The 15,189-nt window shown below is 75.4% G+C and carries 1 protein-coding gene; it reads left to right on the top strand.

Annotated features, from left to right (window positions below; translation table 11 throughout):
• The first annotated feature begins 2 nt into the window (after window positions 1-2).
• Window positions 3-15,176, top strand: coding sequence for an amino acid adenylation domain-containing protein (locus ACFRFC_RS35485; protein ID WP_382692593.1), 15,174 nt, complete (start codon window positions 3-5; stop codon window positions 15,174-15,176).
• Window positions 15,177-15,189 lie beyond the last annotated feature (13 nt).

Below are 15,189 nucleotides of genomic sequence, written 5' to 3'. Positions count from 1 at the left end.
CGATGACCCGATCCCAGGTCGAGGACGTCTGGCCGCTGTCGCCGCTCCAGGAGGGCCTGCTCTTCCACGCGGCCTTCGACAGCGACGGGCCGGACGTCTACCAAGGGCAGCGGCTCCTGGACCTGGACGGCCCCGTGGACGCCGGCCGGCTGCGCGCGTCCTGGCAGGCGCTGGCCGCCCGGCACCCGGTGCTGCGGGCGGGCTTCAGGCGCCGCAAGTCGGGCGAGGCGGTCCAGGTCATCGCCCGGAGCGTCGAACTCCCCTGGCGGGTGGAGGATCTGACGGGACTGGACGCCGAGGCGGCCGGGGCCCGGATGGCGGAGCTGGCCGCCGAGGACCGCGCCCACCGCTTCAGCCTCGCCGCCCCGCCCCTGCTCCGGCTGCTCCTGCTGCGGCTGGCCGACGACCGGCACCGGCTGGTCATCACCAGCCACCACATCATCATGGACGGCTGGTCCATGCCCGTCCTGCTGCACGAACTGACCGACATCTACGCGGCCGGCGGCGACGCCTCCCACCTGCCCGCCCCCAGCTCCTACCGCGACTACCTCGCCTGGTTGGCCCGCCAGGACAAGGACGCCGCCCACGCCGCCTGGCGGGCCGAACTCCTCGGCGCCGACGAACCCACCCTGGCCGCCCCCGCCGACCCGGCCCGCACCCCGGTACTGCCCGAGAGCCTGATCGCCGACCTCGCCGAGGAGCCGACCGCCCGGCTGACCGCGTTCGCGCGCAGCGCCGGCCTCACCCTGAACACGGTTGTCCAGGGCGCCTGGGCCATGGTCCTGGCCCGGCTGTCGGGCCGTACCGACGTGGTCTTCGGCGCCACCGTCGCCGGACGCCCCGCCGGACTCGCGGGCGTCGAGTCGATGATCGGCATGTTCATCAACACCCTCCCGGTGCGCGTCACGCTGGACGCCGAGCGCCCGGCGGTGGAGGTGCTCAAGCAGCTCCAGAGCCGTCAGTCCGCGCTCATCGCCCACCAGCACGTCGGCCTCGCCGAGATCCAGCGGCTGGCCGGCCCGGCCGCCGGGTTCGACACCCTCGTCGTCTTCGAGAACTACCCCCGCCCGCCCGAGCGACCGGCCGCCCCCGACGCCTTCACCCTGCGCTTCGCCGCCGGCCAGGAGACCGCTCACTACCCGCTGACCCTGGTCGCCGTCCCCAAGGAGCGGATGCTCTTCAAGCTCGACTACCGCCCCGACCTCTATGACCGGGCCACCGCCGAGGCGATCTTCGGCCGGGTCGTCCGCGTCCTGGAACAGCTCGCCGCCGACCCCCGGCAGCCGGTCGGCCGCATCGACGCCCTGCGCGACTCCGAGCGGACCCTGGTCGTCGACGACTGGAACGCGACCGGCACCGCGACCCCCGAGGCGTCGTCCGTCCTGGAGCTGTTCCGGCGCCGAGCGGCACGGACGCCCGGGGCGGTCGCCGTCTCGGACGGCACCCGCGAACTGACCTACGCCCGGCTCGACGCGGACTCCGCCCGGCTGGCCGCCCACCTCGCCGCCGGGGGCGTACGCCCCGGAGACCGCGTCGCCGTCGTCCTGGAACGCTCCGCCGAACTCGTCACCACCCTGCTCGCCGTCTGGCGCGCGGGCGCCGCCTACGTACCCGTGGACACCGGCTACCCCGCCGAGCGGATCGCGTTCCTGCTCGGGGACTGTGCCCCGGCGGCCGTGGTGTGCTCCGGCGCGACCCGGGCGCTGATACCGGACGGGACACCCGGACGGCTCGTCCCGCTGGACGACCCGAGGTTCGCGCAGGACGGCGCTGGGGCAGCCGGCACGGTCGTGGATCTCGCGCCGGACGATCTCGCCTACGTGATGTACACCTCCGGGTCGACGGGGACGCCCAAGGGGGTCGCCGTGCCGCACGGAAGCGTGGCGGCGCTGGTCGGGGAGCGCGGGTGGGGCGTCGGCGCCGGGGACGCGGTCCTCTTCCACGCCCCGCACGCCTTCGACATCTCGCTGTTCGAGGTGTGGGTGCCGCTGGCGGCCGGTGCGCGGATCGTGGTCGCCGAGCCGGGCATCGCGGTGGACGCGGCGGCGATACGGCGGCACCTCGCCGCCGGGGTGACCCATGTGCACGTCACCGCCGGGCTGTTCCGCGTCCTCGCCGAAGAGGCGCCCGAGTCCTTCGCCGGGGCGCGGGAAGTGCTGACCGGCGGAGATGTCGTACCGCTGCGGGCGGTCGAGCGGGTCCGGGCTGCCTGCCCGGAGGCGCGGGTGCGGCAGTTGTACGGGCCCACCGAGATCTCCCTGTGCGCGACCTGGCAGGTGCTGGAGCCGGGGGCTCGGACCGGGCGGGTGCTGCCGGTCGGGCGACCGCTCACCGGGCGGCGGGTGTATGTCCTCGACGCCTATCTGCACCCCGTGGCGCCCGGGGTGACGGGCGAGCTGTACATCGCGGGCGCCGGGCTGGCCCGGGGATATCTGGGGCGGGCCGGGCTGTCGGCGGAACGGTTCGTCGCGTCACCGTTCGCCGCCGGGGAGCGGATGTACCGGACCGGGGACCTGGTGCGCTGGACGGATGACGGGGAACTGCTCTTCGTCGGGCGGGCGGACGCGCAGGTGAAGATCCGGGGGTTCCGGGTCGAGCGGGGCGAGGTGGAGGCCGCACTGGCGGCCCGGCCCGGCGTCGCCCAGGCCGTCGTGGTCGCCCGCGAGGACCGGCTGATCGGGTACGTCGTCCCGGACGGGGACGGAGGCGGGGGCGTGGACGACGGTGGCCTGGACGCCGACGCGCTGCGGGAGCAACTGGCCGCCGTGCTCCCCGAGTACATGGTCCCCGCCACCCTGATCGTGCTCGACGCGCTGCCGCTCACGGTCAACGGCAAGGTCGATCACCGGGCGCTGCCCGCGCCGGACTTCGCGGGCCGGGCGACGGGCCGGGAGCCGCGTACCGAGGCGGAACGGGCGCTGGGCGAGATCTTCGCGGCGGTGCTCGGGCTGGACCGGGTCGGGGCCGAGGACGACTTCTTCCACCTGGGCGGCGACTCGATCACCTCGATGCAGGTGGTGTCCCGGGCCCGGCGCGCGGACCTCGTCCTGACCCCCCGGCAGATCTTCGACCTGCGCACACCGGAGCGGCTGGCACTCGCCGCCCGGCCCGCCGAGCCGGTGCGGACCGGTGACGGCGACGGGGACGCCGTGGGCGAGCTGGGCTGGACGCCCGTCATGCGGGCGCTGGGCCCGGCCGCCGCGCGCCCCGGGTTCGCCCAGTGGGCGGTGGTGGCCGCGCCGCCCGGCCTGGACCCCAAGCACCTGGTGACCGCGCTCGGCGCCCTGCTCGACACGCACGACATGTTGCGGGCGCGGGCCGGGGACGGCGGACGGCTCGTGGTCGGGAAGCGGGGCGGCACCGACCCGGCCGCGCTGATCTCCCGCGTGGAGCCGGAAGCCTCCCAGGACACGGACGAGGCCGCGCAACGAGCCGCGCGGGAGGCGGCGGACCGGCTGGACCCGGCGGCCGGGACCATGGTCCGGCTGGTCTGGCTGGACGCCGGGCCGCAGCGGACCGGGCGGCTCGCCCTGGTCGTGCACCACCTGGTGGTGGACGGCGTGTCATGGCGCATCCTGCTGCCGGACCTGCGGGCCGCCTGCGAGGCCGCCGTCGCGGGCCGTACCCCCGAACTGGAGCCGGTGGGCACCTCCTTCCGGCGCTGGTCCACCCTGCTGGAGTCCGACGCCCGCACCCCGGCCCGTACCGCCGAACTGGACGCCTGGCGGCGCATCCTCGCCGACGGCGACACCCCGCTCGGCGCCCGCCCGCTCGACCCCGCCCGCGACACCGCCGCCACCCTGCGCCACCGCTCCTGGACCCTGCCGCCCGGCCAGGCCCGCGATCTGCTCGCCCGGACCGCCGCCGCCTTCCACTGCGGTGTCCACGAGGTGCTGCTCGCCACGCTGGCGGGCGCGTTCGCCCGGACCCGGCCCGGCACGGACACCGCCCTGCTGGTCGACGTCGAGAGCCATGGCCGCGAGCCGCTCGCCGACGCCGAACTGTCCCGTACCGTCGGCTGGTTCGCCGACACCCGGCCCGTCCGGCTGGACACCGCCGACATCGACCTCACCGACGCCCTGGCCGGGGGACCGGCGGCGGGCGCCCTGCTGAAGGCGGTCAAGGAGCAGGCGCGGGCGATCCCCGGCGACGGCCTCGGACACGGCCTGCTGCGCCACCTCAACCCCGACACGGCGGCCGTCCTCGCCGCACTCCCCACCCCCCAGGTCGGCTTCAACTACCTGGGCCGCTTCCCGGGCGCAGGCGCGGAGAACGCCCTCTGGCAGCCCGTCGGCCCCGCCGCGCTCGGCGGCTCCGTCGCCCCGGACACCCCCCTCGTCCACACCGTCGAGGCGGCGGCCGTGCTCCGCGACACCGCAGACGGCCCCGAACTGACCGTCACCCTCAACTGGGCCGACGGCATCCTGGACGCCCCCGCCGCCGACCGCCTCGGCACCACCTGGCTCGCCCTTCTCACCGCCCTGACCACCCACCTCACCGACCCGGCGGCAGGCGGTCACACCCCGTCCGACTTCCCGCTCCTGGCCCTCACCCAGTCCGACGTGGAGGAACTGGAGACGGCCGTCCCCGCCCTCACCGACGTCTGGCCGCTCTCCCCGCTCCAGGAGGGCCTGCTCTTCCACACCGCCTACGACGGCCAGGGCCCCGACGTCTACGAGACCCAGCGCGTCCTCGATCTGACCGGCCCCCTGGACGCCGACCGGCTGCGCCGCTCCTGGCACGCCCTCGTCAACCGGCACGACATGCTCCGGGTGAGCTTCCACGAACTCGCCGACGGCCGCAGCGTCCAGGCCGTCACCGGCACGGCCGCACCGCGCTGGCGCGAGGCCGACCTCACCGTTTCCGCCGGGGCCGAAGCCGAAGCTGAAGGCGGAGCCTTCGCCGAGTCGGACGCCCTCGCCAAGGCCGACGAACTCGCCCGCCAGGAGCGCGCCGAACGCTTCGACCTGACCGGCGCCCCGCTGCTGCGTCTGCTCCTGATCCGGTTCGGTGAGCGGCGTCACCGGCTGGTGCTGACCTCCCACCACATCCTCCTGGACGGCTGGTCCACCCCGGTCGTCCTCGCCGAGGCGGCCCGGATCTACGCCTCCGGCGGCGACCCGGCCGCCCTCGGCCCCGCGCCCTCCTTCCGCGACCACCTCGCCTGGCTCGCCCGCCAGGACAAGGAGACCGCCCGCGAGGCATGGCGGAGCGAACTCGCGGGCGCCGACGAGCCCACCCTGATCGCGCCCACGCCCGCCGGCCGGGCCCCGGCGCCCACCGAAGGCGACTCGGTCCTCCTGACCCGCGAACTGACCGACGCCCTCACCGCCGTGGCCCGCGCGCACGGCCTCACCCTCAACACGATCGCCCAGGGCGCCTGGGCGATGGTCCTCAGCCGCCTCGCCCGCCGTACCGATGTCGTCTTCGGCATCTCCGTCGCGGGGCGCCCGCCGGAGCTGGCGGGCGTGGAGTCGATGGTCGGGATGTTCCTCAACACCCTGCCGGTACGGGTGAGCCTCGACGGCGCCGAGAGCGTGGCCGAGCTGCTGACCCGGCTCCAGACCCGGCAGTCCGCGCTCCTCGCCCACCAGCATGTCGGGCTCGCGGAGATCCAGTCGCTGTGCGGGCCGGGCGCGGTGTTCGACACCATGCTGATGTTCGAGAACTACCCGGGCGGCGACACGGAACCGGCTGCCGGCACCGGCACCGACGCCGATACCGGCACCGACGACCGCGTCACCGTCGAACGCGTCGCCACCCGCGCCAGCACCAGCTATCCCCTCGCCGTCGGCGTGATGCCCGGCGAGCGGCTGCGCGTGCACATCACCTACCGCCCCGACCTCTTCGCCCACGACGAGGCCCTCCACCTGGCCCGCCAGTTCGAACGCGTCCTCGAACAGATCGCCGCCGACCCGGCCCTCCCGGTCGGCCGCCTCGGCGTCACGGCCCCGCTGGAGCGCGGCCTGGTGGTCCAGGGCTGGAACACCACGACGGGCCCGACACCTCCCGCCTCCGTCCTGCACTCGTTCCGCGCCCGCGTGGCCGAGACGCCCGACGCGACGGCGATCGTCCACGGCGAGCGGCGGCTGTCGTACGGCGAACTGGACGCGCTCTCGGACCGGGTGGCCGGATATCTGCACACTCAGGGCGTCCGGCGCGGTGACCGGGTGGCGGTCCGCCTGGAGCGGTCGCCGGATCTGATCGGCACCCTGCTGGGCGTGTGGAAGGCGGGGGCGGCGTACGTCCCCGTCGACAGCGCGTATCCCGCCGAGCGGGTGGCGTTCGTGCTGGCGGACTCCGCGCCGGTCGTGACGCTCGATGCGCCGCCGGGCCTGGACAGCGGGGACGCGCCGCCGTCGTACGGCGGCCCGACCGGTGACGATCTCGCCTACGTGATGTACACCTCCGGGTCGACGGGGACGCCCAAGGGGGTCGGTGTGCCGCACGGGAGCGTGGCGGCGCTGGTCGGGGAGCGGGGGTGGTCGATCGGTCCCGGGGACACGGTCCTCTTCCATGCCCCGCACGCGTTCGACATCTCGCTGTTCGAGGTGTGGGTGCCGCTGGCGGCGGGAGCCCGGATCGTGGTGGCGGAGCCGGGCGTCGCGGTGGACGCGGCGGCGATACGGCGGCACCTCGCGGCCGGGGTGACCCATGTGCACGTCACGGCGGGGCTGTTCCGGGTCCTCGCCGACGAGGCGCCGGACTGCTTCGCCGGGGCGCGCGAAGTCCTGACCGGCGGGGACGTCGTCCCCCCGGCGGCCGTGGAACGCGTCCGGGCGGCCTGCCCCGACCTGCGGGTCCGGCATCTGTACGGGCCGACCGAGGTCTCCCTGTGCGCGACCTGGCAGGTGCTGGAGCCGGGGGAGGAGACCGGCCCGGTGCTGCCCATCGGCCGGCCGCTGACCGGCCGGCGGGCGTATGTGCTGGACGCCTTCCTCCAGCCGGTGCCGCCCGGCGTCTCGGGCGAGCTGTATCTCGCGGGCGCCGGACTGGCCCGGGGCTACCACGCGCGGGCGGCGCTGTCGGCGGAACGGTTCGTGGCGTCCCCGTTCGCCGCCGGGGAGCGGATGTACCGCACCGGGGACCTGGCCCGCTGGACCGACGACGGCGAGCTGGTGTTCGCCGGGCGGGCCGACGCGCAGGTCAAGATCCGGGGATTCCGGGTCGAGTCGGGCGAGGTGGAGACCGCGCTGGCGGCGCTGCCGGGCGTCGGCCAGGCGGTCGTGGCCGTCCGTGAGGACCGGCCCGGCGAGAAGCGCCTGATCGGGTACGTCGTCCCGGACGGAACCGGCGTGGACTGCGAGGCGCTGCGCGCGCGGCTGGCGGAACGGCTCCCTGACTACATGGTCCCGGCCGCCGTCATCGTCCTCGAAGCGCTCCCGCTCACCGTCAACGGCAAGGTCGACCACAGGGCCCTGCCCGCCCCCGAGTTCACGGCCGCCACGAACCGGGAGCCGCGGACGGCTGCCGAGAAGCTGGTCTGCGAGCTGTTCGCCGATGTGCTCGGGCTGGAACAGGTCGGCGTCGAGGACAGCTTCTTCGAGCTGGGCGGCGACTCGATCATGTCGATGCAGCTCGCCGCGCGCGGCAACCGCAAGGGGATCGTCTTCAGCGCGCAGGACGTCTTCGAGCACGAGACCCCGGCCGCCATCGCCGCCGTCGCCCGCCTCGCGGACGACACCGCCACCTCGGGGACGCCGGAGGCCGACACCGGGGGCGAGGTGCCGTGGACCCCGGTGATGCGGGCCCTGCGCGAGCGGGCCCCGAGGGCGGTGGAGACCGGCGGCCTCGCCCAGTGGGCGGTCGTCGCGGTCCCGCCCGGCCTCGGCGAGGAAACCCTGACCGGCGCCCTGCGCGCCGTACTCGACACCCACGACATGCTCCGCTCCCGAGTCGAACCGGGTCAGGAGCCGCGGCTGTTCGTGGCGGGCCGGGGGAGCGGGGACGCTGCGCTGCTGGTGCGGCGGGTGGCTGTGGGCGGGGAGCGGGGGTCCGACGCCGAGACGACTGAGCAGGGCATCACTCCCGGGGCCCTTGCCACCCCCACCGACCTCGACACCCTCGCCACCCACGCCGCCCGCGACGCCGTGTCCAGGCTCGATCCCGTCTCCGGTGTCGTCGTGCAGGCCGTCTGGCTCGACGCGGGGGAGGCGGACGGGCGGCTGGTGCTGGCGGTGCATCACCTTGCCGTCGATGCCGTGTCCTGGCCGGTGCTGCTGGGTGATCTGCGGGCCGCCTGCGAGGCCGTGGCCGCCGGGCGGGAGCCCGCGCTCACGCCCCCGGCGATCACCTTCCGGAACTGGGCCGGGAAGCTCGCCGCCGAGGCGCGCGCCGAGACCCGTACCGCCGAACTGCCCGCCTGGACCGCGCTGCTCGGCGGCGAGGGCGCTGGCGGTGGCGACGGCGGTGGCGGGGGCAACGGCGGTGGCCACGGCGAAGAGCGGATCGGGTCCCGGGCGCTCGACCCCGCCCGGGACACCGCCGGGACGGTTCGCCGGGTGGCCTGGACCCTGCCGCCCGCGCAGGCCCGGGACCTGGTCAACCGTGCCCCGGGGGCCTTCCACTGCGGGGTTCACGAGGTGCTGCTCGCCAGCCTCGCCGGGGGCGTCGCCCACTGGCGGGACGGCCGGGGCACGGCCGTGCTGCTCGACATCGAGGGACATGGCCGTGAGGCCCTGGACGGGGTGGACCTCTCCCGTACGGTCGGCTGGTTCACCGGCGTCAAGCCCGTCCGCCTCGACACGGCGGGCGTCGACCTCACCGAGGCACTGGAGGGCGGCCCGGCCGCCGGTGAACTGCTCAAGGCCGTGAAGGAACAGGCCCGTTCCCTGCCCGGCGACGGCCTCGGCTTCGAACTGCTGCGGTATCTCAACCCGGACACCGCGCCCGAACTGGCCCGGCTCCCCGTCCCGCAGATCGGGTTCAACTACCTCGGCCGGTCCGCCGCGCCCAGCGCGTCCGGGACCGGACTCCCCGGACTCTGGCAGCCCACCACCGGCATCGGCGGCTCCGTCGACCCCGCCACGCCCGTGAAGCATGTCGTCGAGGCGGGCGCGACCGTCCGCGACACCCCCGACGGGCCCGAGCTGACGCTGACCCTTAGCTGGGCCGGCGAGGTGCTCGACGGCGACGGCGCCGAGGCGCTGGGGCGGGCCTGGCTCGCGATGCTGCACGGCCTCGCCGCCCACGCCGCCCACCCCACGGCAGGCGGTCACACGCCCTCCGACTTCACCCTCCTCGACCTCACCCGCGCCGAGGTCGCCGAGATCGAGACGGCCGTACCCGCGCTGGCCGACGTATGGCCGCTGTCCCCGCTCCAGGAAGGGCTGCTCTTCCACGCCGCCTACGACGAGCAGGGGCCCGACGTCTACGAGGGGCAGCGCTGGCTGGAGCTGACCGGGCCGCTGGACATGGCACGGCTGCGCGCCTCCTGGCAGGCGGTCGTGGCCCGGCACGCCACCCTGCGGGCCGGGTTCCGGGAGCTGGAGTCGGGGCGCTTCGTGCAGACCGTCGCCCGCGAGGTGGCCATCCCGTGGCGCTCCGACGACGTATCGCACCTGCCCGAGGCCGACGCGCTCGCCGCGTTCGGGCGGCTGGCCGCCGAGGACCAGGAACACCGCTTCGACATCACCGCCGCCCCGCTGCTGCGCGTGCTGCTCGTCAAGATCGCCGAGCGGCGCCACCGGCTGGCCTTCACCAGCCACCACATCGCCTCCGACGGCTGGTCGCTGCCGGTCCTGGTCAGCGAGGTGGCCCGGCTGTACGAGGCGGGCGGCAACCCCCGTGCCCTGCCGCCCGCCACCTCCTACCGCGCCTACCTGGAGTGGCTGGCCCGGCAGGACAAGGAGGCCGCCCGCGCCGCCTGGCGGGCCGAACTGGCCCCGGTGGACGAACCGACGCTGGTGGTCCCGGCCGACCGGGTCACCGACCCCGCCGAACCGCAGCGGATCACCTACGAACTGGACGCGGAGCTGGGCCGCCGGCTCGTCGCCCTCGGGCGCGGCCGGAGCCTGACCCTCAACACCCTCCTCCAGGGCGTGTGGGCGGTGCTGCTGGCCCGGCTGACCGGCCGCACCGACGTCGTGTTCGGCACGACCGTCGCCGGGCGGCCCACCGAACTGCCCGGCGTCGAGTCGATGATCGGGCTGTTCATCAACACCCTGCCCGTACGGGTCGGCCTGGACGGCGCCCGGCCGATGCTGGAGCTGCTCACCGACCTCCAGGAACGGCAGGTCGCCTTGATGTCCCACCAGCACCTGGGACTCACCGAGATCCAGCGCCTCGCCGGTCCCGCCGCCACCTTCGACACCCTCGTCGTCTACGAGAACTACCCGCGCCCCCCGCTGGGCGCCACCGACGACCCCGACACGCTGTCCATCCGGCCCGCCGGGACCCCCGAGGACGCGGGCCACTACCCGCTCACCCTGGTCGCCGTCCTGGAGGACGAGCGGATCCGCGGGGACCTCGTCTACCGGCCCGACGCGTTCACCCGCGCCGAGGCCGATGAACTCCTCGCCTCCCTCGTCCGGGTCCTGGAACAGCTGGTCGCCGACCCGTCGGTCCCGGCCGGCCGCCTGGAGGTGACCGGCGCCGCGGACCGGACCCTGGTGCTGGACACGTGGAACGACACGGCCACCGACACCTACAGCGATGGCGACACCGGCACCGCCACCCCGGACCGTGACCGGCCCGCGCTGCCCGCGCTGTTCGCCGCCCAAGCGGCCCGCACGCCCGGCAACACCGCGCTGGTCGGCGCCGACCGGGAGGTGAGCTACGCCGAGCTGGAGCGGGAGTCCGGGCGGCTGGCCCGGTATCTGCGCGACCTCGGAGTGGCCGCCGAGACCCGGGTCGCGCTGCTCGTGCCGCGCTCCGTCGAACTGGTCGTCGCGCTGCTCGCCGTCACGAAGGCGGGCGGCACCTTCGTACCCGTCGACCCCGCGCACCCCGCCGACCGGATCGCGTATCTGACCGGCGACGCCCGGCCCGCCGTACTCCTGTGCACCACCGGGACCAGGGCCGCCGTGCCCGACGGCTTCCCGGGCCGGATCGTCGTACTGGACGACGTACTGAGCGAAGCGACCCTGCCCGCACAGCCGCTGGAGCCGCTGACCGTCCCGGCCGCCCAGGCCGCCTACGTCATCTACACCTCCGGCTCCACCGGCACCCCCAAGGGCGTCGTCGTCCCGCACTCCGGGCTCGGCAATCTGGCCGCCGCGCAGATCGAGCGGTTCGCCGTCGGACCGGACGCCCGCGTCCTGCAACTGGCCTCGCTCGGCTTCGACGCGGCCGTGTCCGAGCTGCTGATGGCGCTGCTGTCCGGGGCCGCCGCGATCCTCGCGCCCGCCGAGACCCTGCCCCCGCAGGTGTCGCTGGACGAGGCGCTGCGTCACTGGGACATCACCCATGTCACCGTCCCGCCGAGCGCGCTGGCCACCGCCGACGAACTCCCCGACCGGCTGCGCACGCTGGTCGTCGCGGGGGAGGCGTGCCCGCCCGCGCTGGCCGGCCGCTGGGCCGGCACCCGCCGGATGATCAACGCGTACGGCCCGACCGAGACCACCGTCTGCGCCACCATGAGCCCACCGCTGGCCCCCGGCGCGGACACCGTCCCGATCGGCCGGCCCATCGCCAACGGCCGCACCTACGTCCTGGACGCCTTCCTGCGGCCCGTCCCGCCCGGCATCACCGGGGAGCTGTATGTCGCGGGCGCCGGACTCGCGCGCGGCTACCTCGGGCGCAGCGCGCTGACCGCCACCCGGTTCGTGCCCGACCCGTTCGCCACGGGCGAGCGGATGTACCGCACGGGCGACCTCGCCCACTGGACGGCGGACGGGCTGCTGGTGTTCGCCGGACGCGCCGACGCCCAGGTCAAGGTGCGCGGCCACCGTATCGAGCCCGGCGAGATCGAGGCCCTGCTCGCCGCCCACCCGGGCGTCGCCCAGGCGGCCGTCGTCGCCCGCGAGGACACCCCCGGCGAGCGCCGGCTGATCGGCTACGTCGTGCCCGACGCCACCGACCGGGGCCGGGACGAGCGGATCGCCCGCGACCAGGTCGGCGAGTGGCAGGTGCTCTACGACACCGTGCACGCCGAGCCCACCGACGCCGCGTTCGGCGAGAACTTCGCCGGCTGGAACAGCAGCTACGACGGCGAGCCCATCCCGCTCACCGAGATGCGCGAGTGGCGGGAGCGGACCGTCGCCCGCATCCAGGAACTGCGCCCCCGCCGCATCCTGGAGATCGGCGTCGGCACCGGACTCCTGCTCTCCCGACTGGCCCCCGACTGCGACGAATACTGGGGTACGGACTTCTCCGCACCGGTCGTGGAGGAACTGCGCCGCCGGCTCGAAGGCCATCCTGAGCTGGCCGCCAAGGTCGAGTTGCGGGTGCAGGCCGCCGACGAGACCGACGGGCTGCCCGAAGGCCACTTCGACACCGTCGTCCTCAACTCCGTGGCCCAGTACTTCCCCGACGCCGACTACTTGCGCGGCGTGCTCGACTGGGCGCTGCGCCTGGTGGTGCCCGGCGGCGCGGTGTTCGTCGGCGATGTCCGCAACCACCGGCTGCTGCGGCCCTTCGCCACCGCCGTGGAGAGCACCCGCGCCCCCGACCAGGACATCCCCGCCCTGCGCCGGGCCGTCGAGCAGAACCTCACCATCGAGAAGGAACTCCTGGTCGACCCCGAGTTCTTCGCCGCCCTGCCCGGCACGGCGGGCGCCGACATCCGCGTCAAACGCGCCCGCCACCACAACGAACTCAGCCGCCACCGCTACGACGTCGTCCTGCGCGCCCCCGGCAGCCCCACCCTCTCCGTCGCCGACGCGCCCCGTCTGCCGTGGGCCGAGACCGACGGAGATCTGCCCTGGCTCGCCCGCCACCTGGAGTCCGTACGCCCCGACCGGCTCCGGCTGACCGGCGTGCCCAATTCCCGCGTGGCCCACGAGGTAGCCCTCGCCCGCGCCCTGGACGAGGGCCGGCGGCCCGCCGCGCCCCCGGAGGCCGCCTGGGACATCGAGGAGCTGCACGCCCTCGGCGAGCGGCTCGGCTACTGGGTGGGCGTCACCTGGTCCACCGGCGAACCCGACGCCGTGGACGCCGTCCTCGTCCGGGCGGAACTCGCCGCGAGCGCCGCCGTGGTGGACCTCTACACGCCCGCCGCCCTGCCCCCCGCGGCCTGGACCAACGACCCCGCCGCCGGACGCGGCACCGGCGTCCTGCTGGCCGACCTCCGCGCCTACGTCGAACAGCGGCTGCCCGCCTACATGGTCCCGACCGCCTTCGTCCCCATGGACCGGCTGCCGCTCACCCCCAACGGCAAACTCGACCGGCGCGCCCTGCCCGCACCCGACTTCGCGGGCCGCGCGGGCGGACGCGACCCCCGTACCCCCGCCGAGGAACTGCTGTGCCGGCTCTTCGCGGAGGTGCTCGGCCTGGAACGGGTCGGCGCCGACGACAGCTTCTTCGCGCTCGGCGGCGACTCCATCACCTCCATGCAGCTCGCCTCCCGCGCCCGCCGCGAGGGCGTCGTCCTCACCCCCCGCCAGGTCTTCGTGGAGAAGACCCCCGAACGGCTCGCCCTCCTCGCCGAAGCGGCGGCGGCCGAGGAAGCGGCGACGGGAGAGATCCCGTGGACCGCGCCCATGCGGGCGGTACGGGCCGACGGTGCCGTACCCGCCCAGTGGGTGGCGCTCGCCGCACCCGCCGACCTCGACCCCGACGCCCTCACCCGGGCGCTGCGGGCCGTGCTCGACACGCACGCGATGCTGCGGTGCCGGATCGGGGCGGACCTGGTCGTCGGCGAGGCGGGGACGCCCGACGCGGCGGCCCTGATCGAGTGGATCGCGCCGGATGCGCTGCCCGGCGAGATCTCCGACGAGACTCTCGCCCAGGAGGCCGCCGGCAGGCTCGTCCCTGCCTCCGGTGAACTCCTCCGGCTGGTCCGGGTGGACGCGGGCGCCGACAGCCGGCTCCTGCTGATCGTCCATGAACTGGTCGTGGACGCCGAGTCGTGGCGGATCCTCACCGCCGATCTACGGGCGGCGTACGAGGCCGTGACCGCCGGGGAGGAACCGGCGCCGGAACGGCCGGGAACGTCGTACCGGCATTGGGCCCGGAAGTCTGGCCAGGACACGTCCGGGGAGGGGGCGTCCGGCCAGGACACGTCCGGCGAGGAGATGTCCGCCCGGGAGGTGTCCGGGGAGGGGACGTCCGTCCGGGACACGTCCGGCGAGGGGACGTCCGCCCAGGACACGTCCGGCGGGGAGCTGTCCGCCCAGGGGATGTCCGGCCGGGACCCGTCCGGTGGGGAGACCTCCGTCCAGGAGCCGTCCGGCCGGGACGCATCCGCCCAAGGGCCCTCCGCCCAGGAGCCGGCACCGGTCCTCCCGCCCGCGCCCGTCGCACCCCTCGACGCGCCCCGTACGCACCTCTCCTGGACCCTCCCGCCCCAGGTCACCGCCGTACTCACCGACCGCACCCCGGCCACCTTCCACTGCGAGCCCGCCGAAGTGGTGCTGGCCGCGCTGGTGGGCGCGCTGGCCGACAGCGGCACCGGCACCGGCACCGGCACCGGCACCGGCACCGGCATAGGCATAGGCACCGGCCCGGGGGTGCCGCTGGACCTGGCGGTCGCCGGGCGGGAGGCGTCCGACGGGATCGATCCGGCCCGTACCGTCGGCCGCTTCGCCCACCACCTCCCCGTACGGGTCGACCTCCCGGCTCTCGATCTCGCCGCCGCGCGGGCCGGTGGCGCGGACGCCGGGGAACTGCTGAAGGCGGTCAAGGAGCAGGCCCGGGAGGGCGCCGGGGAGAGCGGGCCCCGCAACAGGCTCGCCTTCGCTTACCACGGGCAGGTCACCGCCGCCCGGCAGCCCTGGCGGCCCCTCGCCCGCCCCGCCGCCACCCGGCCCCCGGCGCACGCCCTCACCGCGGACGCCGAACTGCGCGACACCCCGCACGGACCGGAACTCGTCCTCGAACTGCGCGGCACCGACGCCGCGTTCGCCCCCGCCGGGCTCGAACGGCTCGGCCGGGTCTGGCACGAACTGCTCGGCGGCCTCGCCGCCCACACGGACGACCCCGCCGCCGGCGGCCACACCCCCTCCGACTTCTCCCTCCTGGATCTCGCCCAGAGCCAGATCGAGGAGCTGGAGGCGCAACTCGCCGACGACCAGTGACCACACCCGACCG

The organism is Streptomyces sp. NPDC056734 (assembly GCF_042790455.1).
Classification (GTDB): Bacteria; Actinomycetota; Actinomycetes; order Streptomycetales; family Streptomycetaceae; genus Streptomyces.
The sequence above is the reverse complement of the archived record's forward strand: the minus strand, read 5'-3'. Positions and strand labels throughout refer to the sequence as shown.

Bases quoted from the DNA above. Each gene is read 5' to 3' on its own strand.
- ACFRFC_RS35485 (WP_382692593.1), top strand. From the start codon at position 3: ATGACCCGATCCCAGGTCGAGGACGTCTGGCCGCTGTCGCCGCTCCAG.